This is a genomic window from Bradyrhizobium shewense, from assembly GCF_900094605.1.
GTDB lineage: Bacteria > Pseudomonadota > Alphaproteobacteria > Rhizobiales > Xanthobacteraceae > Bradyrhizobium > Bradyrhizobium shewense.
Genome location: NZ_FMAI01000009.1, coordinates 91445 through 118010, shown reverse-complemented (window position 1 = coordinate 118010; position 26566 = coordinate 91445). Strand labels below are relative to the sequence as shown.

Annotated in this window: 23 protein-coding genes and 1 pseudogene; 15 read left to right on the top strand and 9 right to left on the bottom strand. The window is 64.8% G+C overall.

Going from position 1 to position 26566, the window contains the following annotated elements:
- From GA0061098_RS18825 to GA0061098_RS18810, 4 genes are read left to right on the top strand one after another with little or no spacing between them, the layout of a single operon-like run.
- Nucleotides 1–1029 carry a branched-chain amino acid ABC transporter permease gene (locus tag GA0061098_RS18825; RefSeq protein WP_091959095.1) on the top strand — a complete coding sequence of 343 codons (1029 nt, stop codon included), beginning with the start codon at nt 1–3 and terminating at the stop codon, nt 1027–1029.
- Nucleotides 1026–1781, top strand: coding sequence for an ABC transporter ATP-binding protein (locus tag GA0061098_RS18820; protein WP_091959092.1), 756 nt, complete (start codon nt 1026–1028; stop codon nt 1779–1781). Before GA0061098_RS18825 ends, GA0061098_RS18820 begins: the two co-directional genes overlap by 4 nt.
- Nucleotides 1774–2490 (top strand): ABC transporter ATP-binding protein, encoded by a 717-nt coding sequence (locus GA0061098_RS18815; protein WP_091959089.1) that lies wholly within the window; start codon nt 1774–1776, stop codon nt 2488–2490. The genes GA0061098_RS18820 and GA0061098_RS18815 overlap by 8 nt, the downstream gene beginning before the upstream one ends.
- A gap of 24 nt (nt 2491–2514) precedes the next feature.
- Nucleotides 2515–3633, top strand: a complete 1119-nt coding sequence (locus GA0061098_RS18810; protein ID WP_091959086.1) for a cobalamin-independent methionine synthase II family protein — start codon at nt 2515–2517, stop codon at nt 3631–3633.
- A gap of 155 nt (nt 3634–3788) precedes the next feature.
- On the opposite strand, the pseudogene GA0061098_RS18805 reads toward GA0061098_RS18810, so the two are convergent.
- Nucleotides 3789–5397 (bottom strand): annotated as a pseudogene (locus tag GA0061098_RS18805) (caspase family protein).
- 171 nt (nt 5398–5568) lie between these two features.
- On the opposite strand from GA0061098_RS18805, the gene GA0061098_RS18800 reads away from it, so the two are divergent.
- The 4 genes from GA0061098_RS18800 to GA0061098_RS18785 all read left to right on the top strand — a co-directional run bounded on the left by GA0061098_RS18800 (nt 5569) and on the right by GA0061098_RS18785 (nt 11342).
- Nucleotides 5569–6924: a hypothetical protein gene (locus GA0061098_RS18800; protein ID WP_018317408.1), complete on the top strand. Its 1356-nt coding sequence runs from the start codon at nt 5569–5571 to the stop codon at nt 6922–6924.
- Nucleotides 6925–6986: 62 nt separating this feature from the next.
- Nucleotides 6987–8183 carry a methionine adenosyltransferase gene (gene metK / locus GA0061098_RS18795; protein ID WP_018317407.1) on the top strand — a complete coding sequence of 399 codons (1197 nt, stop codon included), beginning with the start codon at nt 6987–6989 and terminating at the stop codon, nt 8181–8183.
- Nucleotides 8184–8307: 124 nt separating this feature from the next.
- Complete coding sequence (ahcY, locus tag GA0061098_RS18790) at nt 8308–9729, top strand: adenosylhomocysteinase (protein WP_091959083.1); 1422 nt, start codon at nt 8308–8310, stop codon at nt 9727–9729.
- A gap of 152 nt (nt 9730–9881) precedes the next feature.
- Nucleotides 9882–11342, top strand: coding sequence for a flavin-containing monooxygenase (locus GA0061098_RS18785; RefSeq protein ID WP_091959527.1), 1461 nt, complete (start codon nt 9882–9884; stop codon nt 11340–11342).
- A gap of 18 nt (nt 11343–11360) precedes the next feature.
- Here the strand turns inward: GA0061098_RS18785 and GA0061098_RS18780 are convergent, their stop codons facing one another.
- From GA0061098_RS18780 to GA0061098_RS18770, 3 genes are read right to left on the bottom strand one after another with little or no spacing between them, the layout of a single operon-like run.
- Nucleotides 11361–12617 carry a YbfB/YjiJ family MFS transporter gene (locus tag GA0061098_RS18780; protein WP_091959080.1) on the bottom strand — a complete coding sequence of 419 codons (1257 nt, stop codon included), beginning with the start codon at nt 12615–12617 and terminating at the stop codon, nt 11361–11363.
- A 30-nt stretch (nt 12618–12647) separates the two neighbouring features.
- The gene (locus GA0061098_RS18775; protein WP_165637460.1) at nt 12648–12884 is read right to left on the bottom strand and encodes a tautomerase family protein; all 237 of its coding nucleotides are present in this window, start codon (nt 12882–12884) and stop codon (nt 12648–12650) included.
- Nucleotides 12885–12903: 19 nt separating this feature from the next.
- Nucleotides 12904–13614 carry an SDR family NAD(P)-dependent oxidoreductase gene (locus tag GA0061098_RS18770; RefSeq protein ID WP_091959074.1) on the bottom strand — a complete coding sequence of 237 codons (711 nt, stop codon included), beginning with the start codon at nt 13612–13614 and terminating at the stop codon, nt 12904–12906.
- Nucleotides 13615–13829: 215 nt separating this feature from the next.
- Here GA0061098_RS18770 and GA0061098_RS18765 point away from each other — a divergent pair, with 215 nt between their 5' ends.
- Both GA0061098_RS18765 and GA0061098_RS45070 read left to right on the top strand, forming a co-directional pair.
- Nucleotides 13830–14753 carry a LysR family transcriptional regulator gene (locus GA0061098_RS18765; protein ID WP_091959071.1) on the top strand — a complete coding sequence of 308 codons (924 nt, stop codon included), beginning with the start codon at nt 13830–13832 and terminating at the stop codon, nt 14751–14753.
- A 142-nt stretch (nt 14754–14895) separates the two neighbouring features.
- On the top strand, nt 14896–15051 hold the full coding sequence (locus tag GA0061098_RS45070) for a hypothetical protein (RefSeq protein WP_018317399.1): 156 nt from the start codon (nt 14896–14898) through the stop codon (nt 15049–15051).
- 136 nt (nt 15052–15187) lie between these two features.
- Here the strand turns inward: GA0061098_RS45070 and GA0061098_RS18760 are convergent, their stop codons facing one another.
- On the bottom strand, nt 15188–15730 hold the full coding sequence (locus tag GA0061098_RS18760; protein ID WP_091959067.1) for a Spy/CpxP family protein refolding chaperone: 543 nt from the start codon (nt 15728–15730) through the stop codon (nt 15188–15190).
- A 133-nt stretch (nt 15731–15863) separates the two neighbouring features.
- Between GA0061098_RS18760 and GA0061098_RS18755 the strand changes: the two genes are divergently transcribed.
- Entirely contained in the window at nt 15864–16322 is a 459-nt protein-coding gene (locus tag GA0061098_RS18755; RefSeq protein ID WP_091959524.1) for a YybH family protein, read from the top strand.
- Between the two features lie 163 nt (nt 16323–16485).
- Here GA0061098_RS18755 and GA0061098_RS18750 read toward each other — a convergent pair whose 3' ends face one another.
- The 3 genes from GA0061098_RS18750 to galE all read right to left on the bottom strand — a co-directional run bounded on the left by GA0061098_RS18750 (nt 16486) and on the right by galE (nt 20154).
- The gene (locus tag GA0061098_RS18750) at nt 16486–17187 is read right to left on the bottom strand and encodes a fumarylacetoacetate hydrolase family protein (protein WP_091959064.1); all 702 of its coding nucleotides are present in this window, start codon (nt 17185–17187) and stop codon (nt 16486–16488) included.
- Nucleotides 17188–17221: 34 nt separating this feature from the next.
- The gene (locus GA0061098_RS18745; RefSeq protein ID WP_091959061.1) at nt 17222–19024 is read right to left on the bottom strand and encodes an ABC transporter ATP-binding protein; all 1803 of its coding nucleotides are present in this window, start codon (nt 19022–19024) and stop codon (nt 17222–17224) included.
- Between the two features lie 116 nt (nt 19025–19140).
- Nucleotides 19141–20154, bottom strand: a complete 1014-nt coding sequence (gene galE / locus GA0061098_RS18740; protein ID WP_091959059.1) for a UDP-glucose 4-epimerase GalE — start codon at nt 20152–20154, stop codon at nt 19141–19143.
- 126 nt (nt 20155–20280) lie between these two features.
- Here galE and GA0061098_RS18735 point away from each other — a divergent pair, with 126 nt between their 5' ends.
- Nucleotides 20281–21318 carry a glycosyltransferase family 4 protein gene (locus GA0061098_RS18735; protein WP_091959056.1) on the top strand — a complete coding sequence of 346 codons (1038 nt, stop codon included), beginning with the start codon at nt 20281–20283 and terminating at the stop codon, nt 21316–21318.
- A 179-nt stretch (nt 21319–21497) separates the two neighbouring features.
- Here the strand turns inward: GA0061098_RS18735 and waaF are convergent, their stop codons facing one another.
- Nucleotides 21498–22568, bottom strand: a complete 1071-nt coding sequence (gene waaF / locus GA0061098_RS18730) for a lipopolysaccharide heptosyltransferase II (RefSeq protein ID WP_091959053.1) — start codon at nt 22566–22568, stop codon at nt 21498–21500.
- Nucleotides 22569–22727: 159 nt separating this feature from the next.
- Between waaF and rfaD the strand changes: the two genes are divergently transcribed.
- Genes rfaD through GA0061098_RS18715 form a run of 3 tightly spaced genes read left to right on the top strand, consistent with a single transcriptional unit; the run spans nt 22728 to nt 26488 of the window.
- A complete protein-coding gene (gene rfaD, locus GA0061098_RS18725; protein WP_091959050.1) occupies nt 22728–23708 on the top strand; it encodes an ADP-glyceromanno-heptose 6-epimerase in 981 nt (326 codons plus the stop codon).
- Nucleotides 23709–23720: 12 nt separating this feature from the next.
- Complete coding sequence (gene rfaE1, locus GA0061098_RS18720) at nt 23721–25205, top strand: D-glycero-beta-D-manno-heptose-7-phosphate kinase (protein WP_091959047.1); 1485 nt, start codon at nt 23721–23723, stop codon at nt 25203–25205.
- Complete coding sequence (locus tag GA0061098_RS18715; RefSeq protein WP_091959044.1) at nt 25202–26488, top strand: O-antigen ligase family protein; 1287 nt, start codon at nt 25202–25204, stop codon at nt 26486–26488. Before rfaE1 ends, GA0061098_RS18715 begins: the two co-directional genes overlap by 4 nt.
- Nucleotides 26489–26566 lie beyond the last annotated feature (78 nt).

Sequence of the window (26566 nt, the reverse complement as noted above, 5' to 3'; positions counted from 1 at the left end):
ATGAGCGCTTCCTCCGACGTCGGTTTTCACGCCCAGCGCCACGCGCGCTGGCACTACGGCGAAGTCGCCTTCTGGCTGATCGTGCTGGCCTGCGGCTTTGCATTTCCAACGCGCTATCTGATCATGACTGACATCCTGCGGCTGGCGCTGTTTGCGATGTCGCTCGATCTCATCCTTGGCTATGCCGGCATCGTCTCGCTCGGGCATGCTGCCTTCTTCGGCGTCGGCGCCTATGCCGCGGGGCTTCTCGCGCTTCATGGTATCGTGAACGAGCCCGTGCTGGCGCTGATCGTCGCCGGCCTTGCCGCGATGGTGCTCGGCTTTGCCACCAGCTTCCTGGTGATCCGCGGCGTTGACCTGACGCGCCTGATGGTGACGCTCGGCATCGCGCTGCTGCTGGAAGCGCTCGCCGAGCGTTTCTCCAACATCACCGGCGGCACCGACGGCCTGCAGGGCATCGAGATGCAGCCGATCTTCGGCGTGATTCCGTTCGACATGTTCGGCAAGGCCGGCTTCTTCTATTCGCTCGCCGTCCTGTTCCTCCTCTTCCTGTTCGCCCGCCGCGTGGTGCATTCGCCGTTCGGCCTGTCGCTGCGCGCGATCAAGAACAATCCGCTGCGCGCCGCCGCGATCGGCATTCCCGTCAACCGCCGCTTGATCGCGATCTACACGCTCGCGGCGTTCTATGCCGGCGTCGCGGGCGCGCTGTTCACCCAGACCACGGCGATCGCCTCGCTCGACGTGTTTGCCTTCGAACGCTCCGCCGACCTGATGCTCGTGCTCGTCATCGGTGGCACCGGTTACCTCTATGGCGGACTGGTTGGCGCGGTGATCTTCCGCATGCTCCAGGAAGTGTTCTCCACCATCACCCCGCAATACTGGCAGTTCTGGATCGGTCTCGTGCTGGTCGTGATCGTGCTGGTCGGCCGTCAGCGCCTGCACCGCTGGGTGCTGTACGTGCCCAATCTGGTCATCAGGCAGATTGCGGGACGCAAGGCCGTCGTCGCCGTGCCGGAGAGCGACGCATGACCATCGTGCTCGAAACCCAAAATCTCGAAAAGCAATTCGGCGGGCTGCGCGTCACCCGCGATCTGTCCTTGAAGATCGAGCAGGGCGCCCGCCACGCGCTGATCGGCCCGAACGGCGCCGGCAAGACCACGGTCATCAACCAGCTCACCGGCGTGCTCAAGCCGAATTCGGGCCGCATCCTGCTCGAAGGCCAGGACATCACCGATCTGCCCGTGCACAAGCGCGTGCTGCGTGGCCTCTCGCGCACCTTCCAGATCAACCAGCTTTATCCTGACCTGACGCCGCTGGAGACCATTGGCCTGGCCGTCTCCGAGCGCCTCGGCCATGGCGGCGACTGGTGGCGGCGGATGGGCACGCGCAGCGACGTCAACGGTGAGATCGCCGATCTGCTCGCGCGCTTCCATCTGCTCGACGTCATGAATGAGCAGACCGTGACGCTGCCCTACGGCAAGCAGCGCCTGCTCGAGATCGCGGTCGCGATCGCCGCCAAGCCGCGCGTGCTGCTGCTCGATGAGCCCGCCGCCGGCGTGCCCGAGAGCGAGCGCCACGACATTCTCGCCGTGGTCGGCGCGCTGCCGCGCGACGTCACGGTGCTGCTGATCGAGCACGACATGGATCTCGTATTCTCCTTCGCCGACCGCATCTCCGTGTTGGTTTCGGGCGCGCTGCTCACCGAGGGCCCGCCCGAGCAGGTCGCGCGCGATCCGCAGGTCAAGGCCGTCTATCTCGGCGAGGAGGCGGTCAATGTCTGACCTGCTCGCGATCGATGCACTTCGCGCCGGTTATGGCGAGGCGGTGGTGCTGCCCAACATGTCCTTGCGCCTCGCCGAGGGCCAGGTGCTGGCGCTGCTGGGCCGCAACGGCACCGGCAAGACCACGCTGATCAACTCGATCGTCGGCGTCACCCGCCGATTCTCAGGCAGCGTGGCGCTCGCCGGCGCCGATGTCACTTCGCTCCGGCCCGACCAGCGCGCGCGCGCCGGCATCGGCTGGGTGCCGCAGGAGCGCAACATCTTTCGCTCGCTCACCGTGGAAGAGAACATGACCGCGGTGGCGCAGCCCGGTCCCTGGACGGTCGAGAAGGTCTACGAGATGTTCCCGCGGCTGAAGGAGCGACGGAGCAATTTCGGCAACCAGCTCTCCGGCGGCGAGCAGCAGATGTTGGCGATCGGCCGCGCACTCACCCTCAACCCGAAAGTGCTGTTGCTGGACGAGCCGACAGAGGGCCTTGCCCCCATCATTGTCGAAGAGCTCTTGAAGGCGATTGGCAGCATCACGCGGGCAGGCGGCATCTGCTCGATCATCGTCGAGCAGAATGCCCAAAAGATTCTGGGGCTGGCCGACCGCGTTGTGATATTGGAGCGCGGGACGATCGTCCACGACGCTCCGAGCGCCGCGCTGAAAACCGACCCCTCGGTCCTGGAACGCCATCTCGGCGTTGCCGGGGCGGCGGCTCACTAAACTAAAATGTCCAGGGAGTAAGACATGCAGCGAACCAAAGCCCCCTTCCGCGCCGACGAGGTCGGCAGCCTCCTGCGTCCGGCCAAGATCAAGGAAGCCCGTAGCCGGCTCGAGAAGGGCGAGATCTCGGCCGACGACCTGCGCAAGATCGAGGACATGGAGATCGAGAAGGTCGTGCACAAGCAGGCCTCGATCGGGCTCAAGCTCGCGACCGACGGCGAGTTCCGCCGCTCCTGGTGGCATTTCGACTTCCTGGCCAAGCTCACCGGCTGCGAGCTGTTTCATCCCGACACCGGCATCCAGTTCGCAGGCGTGCAGACCCGGCACGACGCGGTGCGGGTGATCGACAAGCTCGACTTTCCCGACGACCACCCGATGCTGGAACACTTCCGCTTCGTGAAGAAGGTCGCCGACCAGGCCCACGTCACCGCCAAGATGACGATACCTTCGCCGGCAGTGCTGCACTTCCGCGGCGGCCGCAAGTCGATTTCCAAGGACGTCTATCCCGATCTCGAGGCCTTCTACGAAGATCTCGGCAAGACCTACCGGAAAGCCGTCAAGGCATTCTACGATGCCGGCTGCCGCTATCTCCAGTTCGACGACACCGTGTGGGCCTATCTCTGCTCGCAGGATGAACTGCAGAAGGCGCGCGAGCGCGGCGACAATCCGGACGGTCTCCAGCAGATCTATGCCCGCATCATCAACTACGCGCTGGCCGAGAAGCCCGCCGACATGGTGGTGACGACGCATGTCTGCCGCGGCAATTTCCGTTCGACCTGGATTTCTTCGGGCGGCTATGAGCCCGTTGCCGAGACCATGCTCGCCGGTACCAACTACGACGGCTATTTCCTCGAATACGACAGTGACCGCGCCGGTGGCTTCGAGCCGCTGCGTTTTCTGCCCAAGGGCAACAAGGTCGTCGTGGTCGGTGTCATCACCTCCAAGTTCGGCGAGCTCGAGAAGAAGGACGACATCAAGCGTCGTCTGGACGAAGCCGCCAAGTTCGCCCCGCTGGAGCAGCTCGCGCTGTCACCGCAATGTGGCTTTGCCTCGACGGAAGAGGGCAACGTCCTCTCCGAGGAAGAGCAGTGGGCGAAGCTGAGCCTTGCGGTCGAGATCGCGAAGGAAGTGTGGGGTAATTGAGCCCTTTGTTTGTGTCCCGGACGCGCTGCAACGCCCTTGCGTTGCTGCGCAGAGCCGGGCCCATGCTGCTTGACTCGCTCTCAGGAGATATGGGCCCCGGCTCTGCAGCGCATCGCTGAAGAAGCGCTGCGCTGCGTCCGGGGCACGATAGCGTCTCACCTCTCCGCCAGGTAAACCTCACCCAGCAGCGACGAGTTCGACCACGGCACCTGCTTGTGCTTGGTGCTCGACACCACCTCCGCCCGCACCCGTGTCAGCATCTGCTGTACTTCCAGTCCCGGCGTGCCGAGATGGCGGGACAACGCGGCGGAGAACGGTGAGTTGGCGCCTTCGCCGTCGAGCGCGACCTGGCCCGGCGCGGTCGCGAATGCGATCAGCGTGCCGGCCCCCAATGTAGCTCCGGTGCCGAGACTCGTTGGCGCTGCGAGGCCCGAGGCGCCCTCGATGCCGCGATTGACGCCTGCGGATGCGACCTGCTGCGCCATAGGATTGTTGCGGCAGGCATCGAAGATCAAAATGTTGGTGCGAACCTGGTCGTCGAGGCCGGCCATGATCGTGTCCATGTCGATCATCGCCTCGGTCATGCCCGTGCCGGGCTTGAGCTCGACGTCGACGGGAATGAGATAATTGCGGCCGTCGACTTGCACGCCATGGCCGGCATAATAGACCACCGCGACCTGCGCCCGCGCGGCCTCGCGCAGAAAGTCGCGCGTCATCTTCTGCATCGCGGCGCGGTCGAGATCGATGCCTTCCGATACGGTGAAGCCGATCTCGCGCAGGCTCTTTGCGACCGCACGGGCATCGCTGGACGGATTGGGTAGCGCCTTGACGTGTTGATAGGCGCCGTTGCCGATAATCAGCGCCATGCGCTTGCCGCGGCCACTCGCGAGCGGAGACGGCAAGGGCGCCGGCGTTGCGGTCGCCTGCTGCTGTGACGGCGTGCTGGGCTGCTGCGCGATCGATATCGGCGCGTCGCGCGGGACCGGTGCGGGCGCTTCGGTGACGAGCGAGAGCCGCACCTTTGCGGTGGCCTGATTGGCCTTGCTGCCGGCGTCGGATGCAGTGATACCGAGCGTTGCCTTGTAGTCCTCGCGCGCGTGCGCGTAGTCGCCCTTGGCCTCATAGGCCAGCGCGCGATGGATGTAGCCCGAGATCAGGACGCTGTTCGGCGGCGTCATGATATTGACCGGCGGCTTGTCCTTGGCGAGCCGGATCGCCTCGCTGCCGTCGGCGATGGCGCGATCGAGATCGCCCTTGGCGCGCCAGATCGCGGTGCGGTTGATCAGCGGCTGCGGCAGCGAGGGGTCGAGCCGGATCGCCTGGTTGATATCGGCGAGCGCATTCTTGCCGCGCCAGGCATTGCCGCGATTGTGGAAGATGATGCCGCTGGGCGGTCCGAGCTTCAGCGCGTCGTCGAAGTCCGCGATCGCGATGTCGTAGTCGCCCTTGTCGTAATAGGCCGATCCCCGCAGGTTGTAGACCGCCTGGCTCGGCTGGAGCCGGATCGCTTCGGTGGCATCAGTGATGACATTCGAATAGTCGCCCTTCTTGTTCCAGCCTACCGCGCGCCAGAAATGGATCGTCGCAAGCTGCTCGCCCCGAAACACCTTCAACGCGATGATCTTGGTGCAGGCGTCGATCATCTTGTCCGCCGGCGTCGTGTCGGTGGTGCAGAGCGGCCCGAGCTGATTGCGCGCCTGTGCGACAGCGGGCGAACCACAGGGTTGCAGTGAGCAGGCTGAGCGCGACGAGCAGGCGGCGCATGGCGATGGCCCCACCGGAGGAGAAGCGCCCTGTTTGTTGCCCGGCAGGGCGCAGGGGTTCACGGCTTGCGGCGCCGCGAACGGTGGGGAGACGCCTCCATCCGCTATTCCCTTAGTGGGCAGATTTTGCTACGAGGCGAAGCCCAACTTTTCTGCCCACTGCGTCCCACCCATGAAAAACGACGAAATCCTGAGCCAGATCACGGAGTTCTGCCGCAAGGCGGACATGGCGGAATCGACGTTCGGCCGGCGCGCGGTGAACGATGGGAAGCTGGTGCATCGCCTGCGCGAGGGCAAGCGCATCACCATCGATACGCTGGACCGGATCCAGGCCTATATGGCGGCATCGATGGCCGGCGGCGTGCCGCCGCCGCGGGGGCTTCAGGTGCCGCCCGAAAAGCGCGATCCACGCGGCAATTTCCGTTTCTTCGAGAACCGCCAGAAATACCTGCTGTTCGTCCACACCTGCAGCGAAAAGCGGGTGATCGCCGACAGGGTCGCGCTGGAGCTTTCCTCCATCCATCCGCGCCCACCGGCCCTGCGTGTGTTCGACGCTGGCGTCGGCGACGGTACGGTGCTGGCGCGGGTGCTGCGCGCGACGCACCAGCGCTACCCGCACATGCCGTTCTATGTCGCCGGCAAGGAGCTCAGTCTGGAAGACCTGCGTCTGACGCTGGAGAAGGTGCCGGACCGCATTTTTGAGCATCCGGCGTCGGTGTTCGTCTTCACCAACATGTTCTATTCGGAGGCGCCCTGGCTGACGCCGGCATCGCCGGCGGCCGCGGCTGCGACTGTCTGGCACGAGGTGCCGCTACGGGGCGCCTCGTCAGGCGAGTTCGAGCAGCAGATCGCGGAGCTGAGGCCGTTTTTGGAGCAGAACTGGCGCGCCGCGATCAGCCCACGCACCGCCATGCCGCTGTACGAGCGGCCGGTCGTCCTGGTGCTGTATCGCGAGGACCACAGGTTCTTGCTGGATTCGACCATTCCGCGACCGGGCCAGACCGAGGCCAATTTCGACCTCGTCATCGCGTCCCAGCCCTACCGCGCCCTGTCCTCGGTCAATTTCCGGGCCAAGCGGATCATCGCGCCCCTGGCGCGGGCGCTTCGGCCGGGAGGGCGGCTGATCGGAATCCACTCCCACGGCCAGGATCCCGGCATGGAAATGATCCAGGCGATCTGGCCCGGAGAAAATCCTTTCGCTGTGAGCCGTCATGAGCTATTGCGCGCGGTTAAGTATGAACTTGGTTCGTTGGGCCGCGACTTAAACTTTAATGCATATGCGGATAACCGCTCGATCTTCAGGTATGATATGGAAGCGCTGCCCAACGAGGTGACCGGGACGATCGGAACCTCGACAGCCTTTGCAGCGTGGAATGCGGCGGTGTATGTCGCTCAGATTGAGGACGACCGGTTGACAGAAATGACTCAAAACGGCCGCACTCTGGATGCCGCCAGGGACGTGCTGCGGAAGTACAATGGGCTCTGGTTTCTCGACGAATCCTACGTCATCTCGCGCCGGCGTGATTGACATCATCCACAGGTAAACATCGCAAACGCCCGCCGGTTTAGCGGCGGAACAAGGGGTTACTGATGCGCGCGTCCTATCTCTTCACCAGCGAGTCCGTGTCCGAGGGCCATCCGGACAAGGTGTGCGACCGGATCTCCGACGAGATCGTCGATCTGTTCTACCGCGAAGGGCCGAAGGCCGGCATCGACCCCTGGCAGATCCGCGCCGCCTGCGAGACGCTGGCGACCACCAACAAGGTGGTGATCGCCGGTGAGACCCGCGGTCCGAAGTCGGTGACCAACGAGCAGATCGAGGGCGTCGTCCGCGGTGCGATCAAGGACATTGGCTACGAGCAGGAAGGCTTCCACTGGAAGACCTGCGACATCGAGATCCTCCTGCATCCGCAGTCGGCCGACATCGCCCAGGGCGTCGATGCGCTTCAGCCGGGCGAGGTCAAGGAAGAGGGCGCGGGCGACCAGGGCATCATGTTCGGTTACGCCACCAACGAGACGCCCGATCTGATGCCGGCGCCGATCTTCTACGCCCACAAGATCCTGCGCCTGATCTCCGAAGCCCGTCACTCCGGCAAGGAGAAGGTGCTCGGTCCGGACTCCAAGAGCCAGGTCACCGTGCAGTACGAGAACGGCAAGCCCGTCGGCGTGCGCGAGATCGTGGTCTCGCATCAGCACCTGGTCGAGGACATCTCGTCCAAGCAGATCCGCGACATCGTCGAGCCCTATGTGCGCGAGGCGCTGCCGAAGGATTGGATCACGCCGAAGACGATCTGGCACATCAACCCGACCGGCAAATTCTACATCGGCGGTCCCGACGGCGACTCCGGCCTGACCGGCCGCAAGATCATCGTCGACACCTATGGCGGTGCGGCCCCGCATGGCGGCGGCGCGTTCTCCGGCAAGGATCCGACCAAGGTCGACCGCTCGGCGGCTTACGCTGCGCGCTACGTCGCCAAGAACATCGTTGCCGCCGGCCTTGCCGACCGCTGCACGCTCCAGCTCGCCTACGCCATCGGCGTGGCGCGTCCGCTGTCGATCTACATCGACACCCACGGCACCGGTAAGGTGCCGGAGGAGCAGCTCGAGAAGGCGGCGGCGCAGGCGATGGATCTGACGCCCCGCGGCATCCGCAGCCATCTCGACCTCAACCGCCCGATCTACGCGCGCACCTCGGCCTACGGCCATTTCGGCCGCACGCCCGACAACGAGGGCGGCTTCTCCTGGGAGAAGACCGACCTCGTCGAGCAGCTCAAGCGCGCGCTCTGATTCACTTGCGTCATTCCGGGGCGCCGCAACAGCGGCGAACCCGGAATCTCGAACTGCTTGATTCCGGGTTCGCTCGTCTCGCGAGCGGGTCCGGAATGACGAGCCAAACAAACAGGAACCTCCAATGAACGCGAAGCCCGGCTTCACCGATTACATCGTCAAGGACATTTCGCTCGCCGATTTCGGCCGCAAGGAGCTCTCGCTCGCCGAAACCGAGATGCCCGGCCTGATGGCCACCCGCGAAGAATATGGCCCGAAGCAGCCGCTGAAGGGCGCGCGCATCGCCGGCTCCTTGCACATGACGATCCAGACCGGCGTGCTGATCGAGACGCTGGCCGCCCTCGGCGCCGACATTCGCTGGGTCTCCTGCAACATCTATTCGACCCAGGATCACGCCGCCGCCGCGATCGCAGCCGCCGGCATCCCGGTGTTCGCGGTCAAGGGCGAGAGCCTGACCGAATATTGGGACTACACCGCAAAGCTGTTCGACTGGCACGGCGGCGGTCACCCGAATATGATCCTCGACGACGGTGGTGATGCCACCATGTATGTCCATCTCGGCCTGCGCGCCGAGAACGGCGACGCTGCGTTCCTGGACAAGCCGGGTTCGGAAGAAGAGGAAGTCTTCTTCGCGCTGCTGAAGAAGCAGCTCAAGGAAAAGCCCAAGGGCTACTTCGCCGAGATCGCCAAGAGCATCAAGGGCGTGTCCGAAGAGACCACCACGGGCGTGCATCGTCTCTACGACATGCAGAAGGCCGGCACGCTGCTGTGGCCCGCCATCAACGTCAACGACAGCGTCACCAAGTCGAAGTTCGACAATCTCTATGGCTGCCGTGAATCGCTGGTCGACGGCATCCGCCGCGGCACCGACGTGATGATGTCGGGCAAGGTCGCGATGGTCGCCGGCTTTGGCGACGTCGGCAAGGGTTCGGCCGCCTCGCTGCGCCAGGCCGGTTGCCGCGTGATGGTGTCGGAAGTCGATCCGATCTGCGCGCTGCAGGCCGCGATGGAAGGCTACGAAGTCGTAACCATGGAAGACGCAGCTCCCCGCGCCGACATCTTTGTCACCGCGACCGGCAACAAGGACATCATCACCATCGAACACATGCGCGCGATGAAGGATCGCGCCATCGTCTGCAACATCGGCCACTTCGACAACGAGATCCAGATCGCGGGTCTGCGTAACCTGAAGTGGACCAACATCAAGCCGCAGGTCGACGAGATCGAATTCCCGGACAAGCACCGCATCATCATGCTGTCGGAAGGCCGCCTCGTGAACCTCGGCAACGCGATGGGCCATCCGTCCTTCGTGATGTCGGCGTCCTTCACCAACCAGACGCTGGCGCAGATCGAGCTGTTCGCCAACAACAAGGATGGCAAGTACAAGAAGGAAGTCTACGTGCTGCCGAAGTCGCTCGACGAGAAGGTCGCGCGCCTGCATCTCGCCAAGATCGGCGTCAAGCTCACCGAGCTGCGCAAGGACCAGGCCGATTACATCGGCGTCAAGCAGGAAGGTCCGTACAAATCGAATCATTATCGGTACTGATCCGATCGCCTCGAAACACCAAAAGCCCCGGAGCGATCCGGGGCTTTTTTGTATGGGGACAGGAAACGGAGCGTTCTCCTTGGTTGTAGCGGGCCGATTGATGATTGACGGGCGCCGTCGCCGGCCTGACAATCCTCGTGGCGGAGGAAACCATGCAACAAGAGCATTTCAACGTTCTCATCGTCGGTGCCGGCCTGTCAGGCATCGGCGCGGGCTATCACTTGCAGACCAAGTGCCCGACCAAGAGCTACGTCATCCTGGAGGGGCGCGACTGCATCGGCGGCACGTGGGACCTGTTCCGCTATCCCGGCATCCGCTCCGACAGCGACATGTTCACGCTCGGCTATTCGTTCAAACCGTGGACCGATCCGAAGGCGATCGCCGACGGGCCGCAGATCCTGAACTATGTGCGCGAGACCGCGACCGAGAACGGCATCGAGAAGCACATCCGCTTCCGCCATCGCGTCAAGCGTGCTTCGTGGTCGACGCCGGACGCACGTTGGACCATCGAGGCCGAGCGCATCAAGGGCGAGGGCGCGACCGAGTTGGTGCGCTTCACCTGCAATTTCCTGTTCATGTGCTCGGGCTATTACAAATACGAGGCGGGCTACACGCCGGAGTTCAAGGGCACCGCTGATTTCGCCGGCCGCATCGTCCATCCGCAGAAATGGACCGAGGACATCGACTACGCGGGCAAGCGCGTCGTGGTGATCGGCTCGGGCGCGACCGCGGTGACGCTGGTTCCGGAGCTCGCCAGGAAGGCGGCGCAGGTCACCATGCTGCAGCGCTCGCCGACCTATGTGGTGTCGCGCCCGGCGCAGGATCCCGTCGCCAACAAGATCCGCCGTAATCTGCCGACGCGGCTTGCCTATCATGTCATCCGCTGGCGCAACGTGATGTGGGGGATGTTCTTCTTCCAGCTCAGCCGGCGGCGGCCTGCGAAGGTCAAGGAGCTCGTCCTCAAGGGCGTGCAGATGGCGCTTGGCCCCGACTACGACGTCGCCACCCATTTCACGCCGCGCTACAATCCCTGGGACCAGCGGCTGTGCCTCGTGCCTGATGGCGATCTGTTCAAGGCGATCCGCGAGCAGCGCGCCTCCGTCGTCACGAGCGAGATCGACACGTTCACGCGCGCTGGCATTCAACTGAAGGATGGCAGCGAACTTGCGGCCGACATCATCGTGACGGCGACCGGGCTGGTGCTCCAGGTCGTCGGCGGTCTCGACGTCAGTGTCGACGGCCGTGCCGTGGATTTCGCGAATACGCTGACCTACAAGGGCATGATGTATGCCGACGTGCCGAACATGGCCTCGGCCTTCGGCTACACCAATGCGTCCTGGACGCTGAAATGCGACCTCACCTGCGAATATGTCTGCCGGCTCATCAACTACATGGACCGGCACAATTTCCGCCAGTGCGTACCGCATAATGACGACCCCGAGATCACCGCGCAGGCGTCGCTGGACTTCACCTCGGGCTATGTGCAGCGCTCGGTGGCCAAGATGCCGAAGCAGGGCTCGAAGCAGCCGTGGCGGCTGTACCAGAACTACGCGCTCGACATCGTCTCCCTGCGCTTCGGCCGGATCGACGACGGCGTGATGCGATATTCCTGAACGCGCCGCCGCCTGTGGTTATGCCTTGCGTGTGGCAAGTGCCAGTGCAAGGTCGATCGCGAGCGCCAGTACCACCGCGCCGCCGCCGAGTCCGAACAGCACCAGATAATCGCCGCCGGTCTGCGCGTAGATCCAGGAGAAGCCGTAAGCGGCCGCGGCCTGGAACAGTGCAAAGCTGGTGGTGGCATGGCTCCAGGTCGCGCGCTGCTGCTCGGCAGAGTGCGGAACGAGTTCATGGATACGTCCGAGCACCAGTGGCACGATGCCGGGTGTGAAGCCGCCGACCACGAAGCTCGATACGATCAGCGAAAGAGGTGTGGTGCTGACGGTCGGCAGCAGCACGGCGGCCGCCTCGATCAGAAAGGCCGCGCGCAACGCCGGACCGAACCCGGCGCGGTCACCGAGATGGCCGGTGACGAGCGGACCGACGATGGCGCCGAGACCGTACAGCACCCAATAGCGCGATCCCGCGGCAATGCCCTGGCCGAGGCCGCGCGCCACGAAATCGACGATGAAGACCATGTGCGGCACCAATGCCACCGCGTTGAGGCCGTACTGGATCAGCAGCGCGCGGGCGGTGGCCGAGGTTTGACGGGGCTTGGTTTGAGAAAGCGGAGTGTCGCTGTTCGCTTCGGCGGGCCAGTTCCACCAGCTCGCGAGCGTGAGCAGGGCGGAGAGCACGCCGAGACCATGCCAGCTCTGCTGCAATCCCTGTTGCAGCAGCAGCGGCACCAGCGTGCCCGATGCGGCGACGCCGAGGCCGACGCCGGCGAAGATCACGCCGCCGACGATGCCACGCCTTACGGCTGAGGTGTGCGGCAGAATGACGGAGGCCGCCAGCACCATGATGATTCCGCCGCTGAGGCCGGAGAGGAAGCGCCAGGCGAAGAACCACGTGAACGACACCGGCGATGAGCTGGCGAAGAAGGAGAGGGTGGCAAGCAGCATCATCGCCCGCAACGTGCAAACCGCGCCGATGCGGCTGGCGACACTCTGTGCCGCGAGCGCGCCGGCGAGATAACCGGCGAGGTTCGCGGCACCGAGATAGACGACGTCCGATGCGCTGAACCATTTTGCCGCGATCAGGGCCGGGATCAGCGGCGTGTAGGAAAAGCGGGCGAGGCCGAGTCCGACCAGCGAAGCGGACAATCCCGCCGCCGCATATTGCCAGGTCCGCTGCGAGGAATGTTGCTTTGACGAGGTCTCTTGTGAGGCCGATGCCGCCTTCGGATGCCGCCGAGCCCCGGCGTGTGGTTTCAGATCTGCGTTGGTCATGTCACCCTCGTGCGCGCGCTCGCGCGCGGATCATTTTGTCTGGGCGGGTCGGCGGCGCCGGAACTCCGGCACGGGCAGGCCGCCCCAGCCCCAATTATCGGTGTCGACTTCCTCGATCACGACGAAGGTCGAATCGAGCGGCTTGCCGAGCACGTCGAGCAGCAGCTGGCTCGATCCCTTGATCAGCGCGGCTTTCTCCGCCGCGGTGAGCGACGCCGCTCCCGGCGTCGTTCCTTCGCGGGTCACTTGAATGGTTACGATGGGCATTGTGACTCTCCTCTCACGCTCAGTGGCCGGCGCTCTGGCCGCCGTCGACATGCAGGATCTCGCCGGTGACGAAGGAGGCGCCCTCGAGATAAAGGACGGCACCGACGATGTCGGACATCTCGCCCATGTGACCGACCGGGTGCAGCGCGCTGAGCTGGGCATGGGTCGCGGCCGGGTGCATCGGCGACTTGATGATCCCTGGCGAGACCGCGTTCACGCGAATGCCGCGCCTGGCATATTCGATCGCGAGCGACTTGGTCGCGGCGTTGAGGCCGCCCTTGCTCAGCGAGGCCAGCACTGAGGGGACGTTCGAATTGGCATGATCGGTCAGCGTGGTCGTGATCTGGACGACGTGGCCCGAACCCTGCTTCTCCATCTCGGCGATGGCGAGCTGCGTGATGTGGAAGAAGCCCGCGACGTTGGTGCCCATCACCGCCGCGTAATCCTCGGTCGTGTATTGCGTGAACGGCTTTGCGACGAAGATGCCGGCATTGTTGACCAGCGTGTCGACGCGCCCGAAGCGGGCGACGGCCTGCGAAACCACACGCTCGGCGGTGCTCCGCTCAGTGATGTCGCCCGCCACGGCGAGGACGTCGTCGTCACCCGACGGCTTGATGGAGCGTGCGGTTGCGACGACGCGGTAGTTCCGATCGCGAAAACCCTGGACCAGGGCGGCGCCGATGCCCTGCGAAGCACCGGTGATGATGGCGACTTTCTGCTCGATACCCATAACGGGCTCCTGTTGTTGGCCTTGAGAACCTGCGCCAGCACTCGGCTGGCTTGGGTGCTGAGGTACGCCGGGGCAGGCCGGCTGCGAATACCCGCCGTCCGGCAGACACTCTTTCGCGGCGCGTACGAATGCCGGGTCGGCGCCCGGCGACGGTTGTCGCCGCGGAGGGGAGCGCCTAGCCTGCGGCTGGAATCTGAGAGGGGCGGCGGGAAGGCATGGATCGTCTGGATGCGATGAAAGTGTTCGTCCTTGCGGTGGACGACGGCAGCCTGGCTGCCGCCGGCCGCAAGCTCGGCCGCTCGCCGGCGGCGGTGAGCCGCGCCATCGCTTTTCTAGAGGAGCGGGTTGGCGCCGAGCTGCTGCACCGGACGACACGCTCGATCAAGCTCAGCGAGGAGGGCGAACGCTATGTCGCGATCTGCCGCCGCGTGCTCACCGAGCTGGAGGAGGCCGACGACATCGCGGCCGGACCGCGCTCGGCGCCGCGCGGCCTGCTCACGATTACCGCTCCGGTGGTGTCGGGCGAGATGGTGCTGCGGCCGATTCTGGATGCGTTTCTCGATGCCTGTCCGACGGTGTCGGCCAGGCTGTTGCTGTTCGATCGCGCGGTCAATCTGATCGAGGAGGGTATCGATATCGCACTTCGCATTGGCCCCCTCGCGGATTCGGCGATGGTGGCAATGCGGGTCGGCGAGATCAGCCGCGTGGTCGTGGCAGCCCCACGCTATCTGAAGCAGCATCCCCGCATCACCGAGCCCGGCGATCTCGTCAAGCATCAGATCGTGGCGATGGCGCATCTGCCCAATTCCTGGACCTTCGCGCCGCAGGCCGGTGGGTCGGTGCCGCGTACGGTCCAGTTCACGCCGCGTCTCATCGTCAACAGCACCTACGCGGCCGTAGCCTCCGCCGTTGCCGGCCGCGGCGTCGCGCGGATGTATTCGTACCAGGTGGCCGAGCAGGTTGCGCGCGGCGAGCTCGAGATCGTGCTGGCCGCCGAGAAGGATCCGGAGATGCCGGCGCACCTGATCTGCCCGCAGGGCCGGCTCTCAGTGCCGAAGGTGCGGGCCTTCACCGACTTTGCCGTGCCGCGGCTGAAAAAGCACTTTGCGCAGCTCAAGAAGAGCGTCGCTGCATGCTGAGCATCGCTGCCGCCAATGCGTTGTTTTGCGTATTCGGTCGTCGGGGTGAATCGGCCACTCTGTCCAAACGGTTAACGCCGGATTAACCGCGGACTCCTAGCCTGTCTCGGCCGGGGTTACTCGCAAGGCCGAGGTGAGCCTAATGGAAGCCCAGAAGATCGCGGTCGACGCCGTCGTCGCGCTGACCGATTGCGACCGCAGCGCTGTCGTTGCCTTTATCCGCCAGCTCTATCTTGCCGGGGTGACCGACCCCAAACGCTTGACCTTCAAGGGTCTGCAGGCGTTGTCGCGGGCGTAGCCGGCTGGTTTCGGCGTAGCGGCGCTGATCCTCGGCCTCATCGTGTTTTCGGTACTACGTCAAGCGTGGCACGATGCGTTGGCGGATTACGCTACGCCAATCCGACCTACGATTTCTGCGGTGATCCCGCGCGTGTCTAGTGATGGTGTCTGTGCCCTGCGGAGCTGTCAGGATGCTGATAGCCTCGCAGCTCTGCGTATCTTTGCAATTGGCTCTGATTGAGCAAGGCCGCGGTCGACAGGTGATATTTGAGGTGGCTCTCGCGGAGCCGTCCCTGGATTTCCGAAATGGCAACGACGGTCGCCTTGAGCGACTCCGGCGTCACGGCACGGGCAGAGAACAGATTGTCCAACTCCCTCTCTTGCTCGACGAGCTTGTTGCCCAGCGGCACCGTCTCTTGCTTCATCGAATCGAAGAGGTGCTGAATCTCGGCGCGCTGGTTCGCGGTCAGCTCGAGGCGATCACCGAGCTCGAGAACGTGACTGGGACCGGGATATCCATTCAGTTCAGCGGCAAGCGCCAGGCCCATACCGCGTCCGCTCTGGAGATCGTCGACCTGCTGGTGGGACAGCGCCTTGATGGGACGCTGCTCGAGGCCGGCATAGGGCTTGCTGGACTGCGCGCCGGCAGCGTTGCAGATAACGACAAGCGTGGCCGCAAGCAGGAGAAGGTGTCTCATGAGTCTGGCTCCATGAAATCAGGCCGGCCGGTCGATCTCCGCCGGGATGCTCTCGAAGTCCATATCTTGCTGGAAGGTCTCTCCCATGGCAACAAAGCTTGCCGTGATCGCGTAGCCGAAGATGGAGCAGGTGATGGCCCTCTTGCCGACCGCCGACAGCGAGACGAAGCAGTTCTTCCTGGCGTGGCTGGACACCTTCGCGGGCTACGTCCGCGAGGTCGACTATGCCTCGGCACGGCCGCTCTTCCATCCGGATGTGCTTGCCTTCGGCACGCATAGCGACGTCATCCCCGGCCTCGATCAGTGGGTCTCGACGCAATGGGACAACGTCTGGCCGAAGACGACGGACTTCCGTTTCGTGCTCGAGCAGACCTCGGTCCTGGCATCCCGCGACGGTACGATAGCGACGGTGATCGCGCCGTGGACGAGTACGGGATATCATCCCGACGGAAGCGCCTTTCCGCGCCCGGGCCGTGCGACCATGATCTTTGCGAAGAATGCCGATGGCTGGCTGTGCGTGCATTCGCACATGTCGCTCAATCGCGGTGTGCCGCAGGTGAGCCACGCCAATCGGCCGGTGAAGGCCTGGTAGAAAACGCGAAAGGCCCCGGATGCCACCCGGGCCTTGATTTTGATACGAACGGCGGATGAGCGAAGCGTAATCCGCCGTTCGGCAATAACGGCAATCGACAGTGGTGATGGCCGCGCGAAGGTGGCGGATTACGCTTTCGCTAATCCGCCCTGCGCTTCGAACTTTATTCAGGCTGGCCGATGCTCACCTTCAGCGTGCCGACGCCGTCGACGCCGCATTCGAGCTTGTCGCAGGGTTGGAGCTGCGAGACGCCGGCGGGAGTGCCCGTCATGATGATATCGCCGGCGGCGAGCTTCACCTGCTGCGAGAGCTGCCAGATGATCTCGGGCACGTTCCAGATCAGCTCGGTGAGATCACCCTTCTGGGCCTCCTTGCCGTTGACCGTGAGCCAGATCTTGCCCTTGGCGGGATGGCCGATCTTGGAGGCCGGCTGAATCGCGGAGCACGGCGCGGAGCCGTCGAACGACTTGCCGATCTCCCAGGGACGCTCCTTCTTGCGCGAGGCGATCTGGAGGTCGCGGCGGGTGAGATCGATGCCGACGGCGTAGCCATAGACGTGATCCAGCGCCTTGGCGGCGGGAATGTTCAGGCCGCCGCTCTTCATCGCGACGATCAGCTCGACCTCGTGATGCAGATCCTTGGTCAGCGGCGGATAGGGAATGGTGGCGCCATCAGGCACCAGCATGTCGGCGTGCTTGGCGAAGAAGAACGGCGGGGCGCGCTCGTCATTGCCCATCTCGCGGATGTGCTCGAGATAGTTGCGGCCGACGCACCAGATGCGACGCACCGGATAGCGGCCGCTTTCGCCGACGACGGGAAGCGAAGCCTGCGGCGGAAGCGGGATGACGTAGGAGGCGGCGTTCATGCGGGTCTCGCTGCTCTTGAGGTGAAGTGGAACTCTATGCGGTTGCGCTGATCGGCGCCAGAGCGCCGGCATCGTAGTGTTGCAGGCGGAAGAACGAGGCATAGCGGCCGCCGCGGCGGAGCAACTCGTCATGCCGCCCCTGCTCGACGATCTCGCCGCCCTCGATCACCAGGATCGCATCGGCATGCATGATGGTGTGCAGGCGATGCGCGATCACGATGGTGGTGCGGTTCTGGCAGAGATGCTCGATCGCCTCCTGCACCTGCCGCTCGGATTCGGAATCGAGCGCGGCGGTGGCTTCGTCCAGCAGGATGATCGGTGCGTTCTTGATCAGCGCGCGCGCCACGGCGATGCGCTGGCGCTGGCCGCCTGAAAGCTGCGTGCCGTGCTCGCCGACCGGTGTGTCGTAGCCAAGCGGGAAGCCCATGATGAAATCATGCGCGCAAGCCGCTTTCGCCGCCTCGGTGATCTCCTCCTCGCTCGCGCCGGGCCGGCCGAAAGCGATGTTGTTGCGGATGGTGTCGCGGAACAGATAGACGTCCTGCCCGACATAGGCGGTCTGCGCCCGCAGCGATTTGCGAGAGATTGCGCCGATCGACTGGCCGTCGATCACGATGTCGCCTTGCGTCACCTCATAGAAGCGCAGCAGCAGCGCCAGCACGGTCGACTTGCCGCCGCCGGAGGGCCCGACCAGCGCGGTGACCTTGCCGGGCTCCGCCACGAAGCTCATCCGGTTGAGCACGGTCTCATTGGCGCGATAGGAGAAGCTGACATCGCGCAGCTCGATCCGGGCGTCGGACAGCTTCAGCGTCGGCTTGTCGTCGTCGGAGTGCTCGCTCGCCGGGCTGTCGACCACTTCGAGCAGCATGCGCGCGCCGACGAGCTGGCTGTTCAAATCGATGTTGAGCCGCGCCAGCCGCTTGGCCGGCTCGGTCGCCATCAGGAACGCGGTCATGAAGGAGAAGAACGCGCCCGGCGTGGCGTTGAGGGCGACCACGCTGTAGCCGCCATAGAGCAGGCAGCCGGCGACCGCGAAGCCGCCGAGCATCTCCATCAGCGGGTTGGAGCGGTTGGCGACGCGTGCCATCTTGTTGGCGTTGCGCTCGACGATGGCGATGTTCTCGTCGATGCGGCTCTGCATCGTGTCTTCGAGCGTGAACGCCTTCACCGTGCGGATGCCTTGCAGCGATTCCTGCATGGTCTCCATGATGTCGGCGGTGCCGGTGAACTGGTTGTAGGCGAGGCCCTTGATGCGCTTGACCAGCTTGCGCAGCACCAGCATCGCCGGCGGCACCACGACGAGGCCGATGAACGACATCACCGGGTCCTGCCACACCATCACGCCGATCATGGCGAGCAGCATCATGAGGTCGCGCCCGACGGCGTTGACCAGCATGTTGAGCACGTCGGTGATCGATTTTGCGCCGGCCGTCAGCCGCGCCAGGAATTCAGACGAATGCCGCTCGGAGAAGAAGCCGACGCTCTCGCGCATCAGTTTTGCAAACAGCTGGCGCTGGTTGGTAGCGAGGATGGCGTTGCTGATCTTGGTCAGGATCACCATGTGGCCGTAGGTCGCGACGCCCTTGATGAAGAGCAGGATCACTGTGATCCCGGAAAACATCGCGATGCCCGGGATGTTCTTGTCGACATAGGCCTGGTTGATGACCTGGCCGAGCACATAGGTCGCGCCTGCCGTTGCACCCGCGGCGACCGCCATCAGCGCGAAGGCGACGAGGTAGCGCCGCCAATAGACGACCCCCTGTTCCGTGACCAGGCGGCGAATCAGGACCGCTGCCGCATAGGGATCGTCGGTGATTTTCTTTGGAAACTGAGCCATCCGGTGTCCATTGACGGCGCAGGAAAGCCTGCCCGCACGTCAGGGATCGAATGGCCTCTGTGCCCGCTCAAGCGGGGTTTTTCAAGCCCAATTAAGGGCTTGCACTCAGATGGAATCTAGGCGGAGGCGGCGTGGCGAAGCTCGCCATGGCGCTCATGGAACAGCTTGTCCTCCCACGCCAAGGCGTGGGCCGCGATGGTCTCGAGGTCCTCGTATTGCGGCTTCCAGTCGAGCAGGCCGCGGATCCGGCTGGTGTCGGCGACCATGGTCATGATGTCGCCCGGCCGGCGCGGGGCGTATTGCACGGCGAAGCTGCGGCCCGACACCCGGCGCACGGCGTCGATGGTCTCCAGCACCGAATAGCCGCGTCCATAGCCGCAATTGAGCGTCGTCGAGGCGCCGCCGTTGCGCAAATAGGCGAGGGCCGAGCGATGCGCCTGCGAGAGGTCCGTGACGTGGATGAAATCGCGGATGCAGCTGCCGTCGGGGGTCGGATAGTCGGTGCCGAACACGTCGATCTTGGCGCGCTGGCCGGTCGCGGCCTCGACAGCGATCTTGAGCAGATGTGTGGCGCCGACGGTGGCAAGCCCGATGCGCGCCTGCGGATCGGCGCCGGCGACGTTGAAATAGCGCAAGGTGACGTATTGCATGCCGTAGGCGGCGGCGACGTCGTGCAGCATGATCTCGGTCATCAGCTTCGACGAGCCGTAAGGCGACAGCGGCCGCGTCGGCGCGTGCTCGGGCACCGGCACCTGGTCTGGATTGCCGTAGACGGCGGCGGTCGAGGAGAAGATGAAACGGCCGATGCCGCGCTTGACGGCGACATTGAGCAGGTTGCGCGCGGTCGTGAAATTATTGCGGTAGTAGCCGAGCGGATCGCGCATCGAATCCGGCACGACGACGGAGCCCGCGAAATGGATGATGCTCTCGATGTTGTGCTGCGCGATCACGCCTTCGAGCAGGTTCTCGTCGCCGGCATCGCCGATGAACAGCGGCACGCCCTCAGGCAGATAGGCGGAGAAACCGGTCGAGAGATCGTCGATCACGACGACGTCCTCGCCGGCTTCCGCCAGCGCGAGGACCGTGTGACTTCCGATATAGCCGGCGCCGCCGGTGACTAGCACAGTCATGATCTCACCCGTCTTCGATCAACGCGCAAAGCTAGCGCTTGCGTGGTGAAGAGGGGGTATCGGCACGGCTGAACTGGTCACTATGCTTAATGTTGCGTATAGGGACTTTGCGAAACGGAGCATGACGTGGCCAGTTCCCCCGGCGATCTCGAAGTGATCGTGCCAAATCTGCACAGGCGCTATTCCGGGGTCACCGCGACCAACCGGATGGTGGCGCCGCGGCTGGCGAAACTGTACCGCGCCGCCTGGTTCGGCTCGCACGCGCCGGCGGGGATTGCGCGGCTGAGCGTTGCCGATTTCCTGAAGCTATGGCGCCGCAAGCAGCCATTGATCTGGCACGCGCGGCGCAACAACGAGATGATCGCGGGCGTCGCGCTGCGCGCGTTCGGCTGGCCGTTGAAACTCGTGTTCACCTCGGCGGCGCAGCGGCACCATAGCTGGATCACGCGCTGGCTGATCCGGCGCATGGACGCGATCATCGCGACGTCAGATCTCTCAGCCTCGTTCCTGAAGGTGCAGGCGACGGTGATCCCGCATGGCGTCGATACCGACATCTATGCGCCGCCGACCGACCGCGCTGCTGCGTTCACGGAGGCCGCGCTGCCGGGCCGTTACGCCATCGGCTGCTTCGGACGCGTGCGCGCGCAGAAGGGCACCGACGTGTTCGTCGACGCGATGTGCCGCCTGTTGCCGCGCTATCCAGATTTCACCGCCGTCATTGTCGGTCAGGTCACGGCCGAGCAGACGCCCTTTGCGAACGAGCTGAAAAAGCAGATCGAAGCAGCCGGCCTGCCATCGCGCATCGTCATCACCGGCGAGCTGCCGATCGAAGCGGTGCAGCGCTGGTACCAGCGGCTGACGATCTACGCTTTCACCTCGCGCAACGAGGGTTTTGGACTGACGCTGATCGAGGCGATGGCGGCCGGCAGCGCGCTCGTCGCCGCACGCGCCGGCGCGGCCGAGCTGGTGGTCGAGGATGGCGTGAGCGGCGTGCTGATCCCAACCGGCGATGCCGATGCGTTGGCTGCGGCACTGGAGCCGCTGATGCGCGATGCGGACGCCGCGACCGCGATGGGCGAGAGGGGCCGAGCGCGGGTGCTCGAAAAATTCAGCCTCGATGCGGAAGCGGCGCGGATCGGCGAGGTCTATCGGCCGCTGCTCTGAGCGGTCAGTGTCGCACCGGCAAACAAAAACCGCGAAAACAACCCCATGCACAGTAGCCGCGGCCAGCAAAATCAACGGCTTGGCGGACGGCGCGAGCTGTTACGGATTTCGCAAAATCAATTTGACGCATCCGGGCAAAACACCGGCGCTGATTGTCAGCGGGGCAGCGTCGCTGACGCTCACGTCTGCGCTCTTGCCCCAGCCTCGCCCAACACCCGCTGCGCGATCGTGACCACCTCGCTCGCTGCGATATCGCGCATGCAGCGGTGGTCGTTCATCTTGCAGACCGTGCTCTGGCAGGGCTGGCAGGACAGCACGCTCTTGTCCTGCACGACCGTCGCGGCGAGGCCGTTGAGGGGGGCCCAGAGATAGGGGCTGGTCGGGCCGAAGATGCCCATGGTGGGCGTGCCGAGCGCGGCTGCGATGTGCATCAGGCCGGAATCGTTGGAGATGGCGACCCCAGTTGCCGCCATGGCCAGCACGCCGTTGCGCAGATCGTTGCCGGTGAGGTCCCTGACGGCCGGGCCGCCGGCCGCGACGATCTCCTGAGCCAGCCCCTTTTCCGCGGGGCCGCCGACCACCCAGACCTCGAGGCCGCGCTCGACCAGCAGCCGGGCGGCCTCCGGATAGTAGGTCCAGCGCTTTGAGACGCCGACCGAGCCGGGGGCGAGCGCCACCGCGGCGCCGGCGCCGATTCCGTTGGCCTGCCGCCAGCGGAGGATATCGTCGGCCGGAACCCGCAATTGCGGCACCGGCCATTCCGCCGGCAGCGGGGCGCCGTCGGGCTGGGCCAGGGCGGCATTCTTGTCGATGAAGCGGGGCAGCTTCTTCTCGCCCCAGCGCCAGCGGTTGAGCAGGCCGAACCGGAATTCGCCGACGAAACCGACCCGTTCAGGAATACCGGCGAGGGCGGGCGCGATGGCCGCCTTCCAGGTCCGGGGCAGCACCAGGGCCGTGCCGTAGTTCCGCTCGCGCAGGAGCTTCCCCAGGGCGAGCTGGCGGGCGACGGCGAGGCGGCCGCGCGGCAGGTCCCAGACAATGCCCTCGCGCACGCCGGGCATGTAATCGACCAGCGGGGCGCACAGGGAGGTAGTCAGAAGATCGACCGGCCGGTTGGGCCAGCGTTCCTTTAGAACCCGGACGACGGTGTGATTCCGGACGAAATCGCCGATCCACATGTAGGGAATGATCAGAATCGGGCGGGTGTCGCTCCGATCTGCATCTCCGCTAAGTGTCGAATCTTGGTTCATTCGTTAATGGGGCTGAGACGATCTGATTGTGGCGGTTCGGTAGCCGCTCCGGGCCGGCAGGTAAAGCCGGCAGACCCCTCAATCCCAAAACCGCTTACACTTTGGCGGCTCATGCGCTACGGCAGGACCGGGCCGTAAAGATCGGGCAGGGATTTCGGAATGTTGCTGGTGACCGGCGGGGCCGGTTTTATCGGGTCGAATGTCGTGGCCGCGCTCAATGACGCGGGCCGCAGCGACGTCGTGGTCTGCGATTTCCTGGGCAACGATGGCAAATGGCGTAACCTCGCCAAGCGGCAGCTTGTGGATATTGTCCCGCCGGCCGAGCTGATGGACTGGCTGAAGGGCCGCAAGCTCGAGGCCGTAATCCACCTCGGGGCGATCTCCGCGACCACCGCGACCGACGGCGACCTCGTGTTCGAAACCAATTTCCGCCTGTCGATGCGCCTTTTGGACTGGTGCACGGCGGCCGCGGTGCCCTTCATCTACGCCTCCTCGGCGGCGACCTATGGCGACGGTGAGACGGGATTTGACGACGACGCCTCGCTGCCGGCGCTGAAGAAACTGCGGCCGATGAATCTCTACGGCTGGAGCAAGCACATGTTCGATCTCGCGGTCGCCGGGCGCGTAGCGAACGGCGATCCGCTCCCGCCGCAATGGGCGGGCCTGAAATTCTTCAACGTGTTCGGCCCTAACGAATATCACAAGGGCTCGATGATGAGCGTGCTGGCGCGCCGCTTCGACGACGTCAAGGCCGGCCGCATCGTGCAATTGTTCAAGTCGCATCGCGAGGGCATCGCCGACGGCGATCAGCGCCGCGATTTCATCTATGTGGACGACGTCGTGCGCGTCGTGATGTGGCTGCTGGCGACGCCGTCGGTGTCCGGCCTCTTCAACGTCGGAACCGGCAAGGCGCGCAGCTTCAGGGATCTGATGTTGGCGGCCTATGCGGCGCACGGCACCAGGCCCAACATCGAATATATCGACATGCCCGAGCAGATCCGCGGGGCCTACCAGTACTTCACCCAGAGCGAGGTCGATCGCCTGCACCGCGCCGGCTATAACGGCGGCTTCACGACGCTCGAGGATGCGGTGAAGGCCTATGTCGGGGATTACCTCGACCGGCCCGACCGCTTCCGCTGAGGCCATTTGAACATGCCGACGCCCATTCTCGATTTCGACGCCCTCGCAAAGGCCATCTCAGGCCGCACGGTGCTGTGCATCGGCGACATCATGCTGGACGAGTTCGTCTATGGCGAGGTGTCGCGGATCTCGCCGGAAGCGCCGGCACCCGTCATCGCGGCCCAGCGCAGCGAGATCCATATCGGCGGTGCCGGCAATGTCGCGCGCAATGTCGCCTCGCTGGGCGCGCGCTGCATCTTCGTCGGCCTCGTCGGCGAGGACGATGCCGGTGCACGGCTCAAGGCGGCACTGGACGAGCAGGCCGGCATCGAAAGCGTGCTGGTGGGCGATCCCTCGCGCCCGACCACGCGAAAAGTCCGCTTCGTCTCCGAGCATTTTTCCACGCACATGCTGCGCGCGGATTGGGAGCAGGCGGCGGCTGCTTCCGATGACATCGAGACGAAGCTGATCGAGGCGATCCTGCCGCAGATCGCGCGCGCCGACATCGTGCTGCTCTCGGACTACGCCAAGGGCGTGCTGACGGCGCGCGTCATCCGCCACACCATCGACGCCGCGCGAAAGCTCGGCAAGCCCGTGATCGTCGATCCCAAGAGCCTGAACTGGGCGATCTATCGCGGCGCCACGCTGCTGACGCCGAATCGCAAGGAGTTCGCTGAAGCGACCCGCAGCCGCGCCGAGACGGTGCAGAGCATCGTCGAGGCCAGCGAGGATGTGATGCGGCTCGCCCATTGCGAGGCGATCCTGGTCACCCAGGGCGAGCACGGCATGACGCTGGTGCCGCGCAATGGCGCGGCGGTTCACGTTCCGGCTTTCCCGGTGAAAGTGCGCGACGTCTCCGGCGCCGGTGACACCGTCGCCGCCGCGCTCGCGGTGTCGCTTGCTACAGGCGCGGATTGGGACACGGCGCTGCGCATGGCCAATGCCGCTGCCGCCGTCGCCGTCGGCAAGCAAGGCACCGCCAGTGTGAGCGCGGCCGAGCTGCGCCGAAAGATCCTGCCGCATGCCACTCTGGCGGCCGAGGAGAAGATCGTGCTCGAGCCGGCCGCACTCGATGCGCAGCTCGCCGAATGGAAAACACAAGGCCAGCGCGTCGGCTTCACCAATGGCTGCTTCGACATCCTGCATCCCGGCCACGTCAAGGTGCTGACCGCCGCGCGCGCCGCCTGCGACCGCCTGATCGTGGGGCTCAACAGCGACGCCTCGGTGCGGCGGCTCAAGGGCGCCGAGCGGCCGGTCCAGGACGAGCGCGCGCGTGCCGAGGTGCTCGCCGCGCTCGAGGCCGTCGATCTCGTCGTCATCTTCGAGGAGGACACGCCGATCGACCTGATCACCCGGATCAAGCCTGGCGTGCTGGTGAAAGGCGGCGATTATACCCGTGAGCAGGTGGTCGGCCACGAGGTCGTCGAGGCCGCTGGCGGCACCGTCGTCCTGGTCGACATCCTGCAGGGCTTCAGCACGACGGCGCTGGTCCATCGCGCCCGGGGAGGAGGCAAGTGACGGCACTGGCACGCGAGACGACCGGCGGGATGTTGCTTCGCCGCCTGCGCAGCCCGGCGGCCTGGCGCGAGACCGTCGATATATTTGCGGTCCTGACCGCGGCCTCGCTGCCGTGGTCGACCTCGCTGGCGGGGATCTTCAACGCGCTGATGTTGATTTGCATGGTGCCGTTTCTCGACGTCCGCGCGTTCCTGCAATCCTTGACGCGTCCGATCTGCGCGGCCCCGATCGCGCTGGTCCTGCTCGCGCTGGTGGGGACGCTGTGGTCGGATGCGAGTTGGGGCGCCCGCTTCTATGCGGTCAATCCGACCATCAAGCTGCTGGTGCTGCCGGTGCTGCTCTATCATTTCGAGCGCTCGCCGCGCGGGCGTTGGATCTTCATCGCCTTCCTGGTGTCCTGCGCCCTATTGTCGGTGATGTCCTGGCTGGTCGCCTTCTACCCGAACCTTGCGCTCAAGACCGATTCGGCCGAGCGCGGCATCTTCGTCAAGAATTACATCGACCAGAGCCAGGAATTCGCGCTTTGCGCGGTCGCGCTCGCCTATCCGATCGTGATGCTCCTGCGTGAGAAGCGATACTGGCTCGCCGGGCTGCTGACGGCGCTGGCACTGAGCTTCTTTGTCAACATGACCTTCGTCGTGGTGTCGCGCACCGCGCTCGTCACCGTTCCGATCATGTTCGGCGTGTTCGCGCTGCTTCACCTCAAATGGCGCAGCATCGTGCTCATCTCCGCCACACTGCTCGTCGCCGCTATTCTCGCCTGGCAGGCCTCGCCCTATTTGCGCCATACCGCCGAGAGGTTTTCCGACGACTACACGCGTTACATGGAAAAGGGCGAGCCGACCTCGCTCGGCCTGCGTCTCGAATTCTGGCGCAAGTCGCTCGGCTTCTTCGCGGAGGCGCCGATCATGGGACACGGCACCGGCTCGACGCGCGGATTGTTCGAACGCGTCGCGACGCCCGGCGGTCTGTACCAGGCCTCCGCCGAGGTGATCGGCAACCCGCATAACCAGACGCTGAACGTTGCCGTGCAATGGGGCGTGATCGGCATCGCCGTTCTCTACGCGATCTGGATATTGCATCTGCGCTTGTTTCGCGGCGACGGGCTGGCCAACTGGATCGGGCTCCTGGTGGTGGTGCAGAACGTCTTCACCTCGCTGTTCAACTCCCATCTGTTCGACTTCCACGAGGGCTGGATGTACGTCATCGGCGTCGGCGTTGCCGGCGGCATGGTGATCCGGGCGCAACAGGCGGAGGCGAAGACGGGGGAAGCCGGTTCCTGAAAGCCCGCGCGGCTGGCAAGTCCTGTCCAGATGGGCTATCAGCGCGGTCAGGTTGCATCTAACTGGGTTTTCATCGGT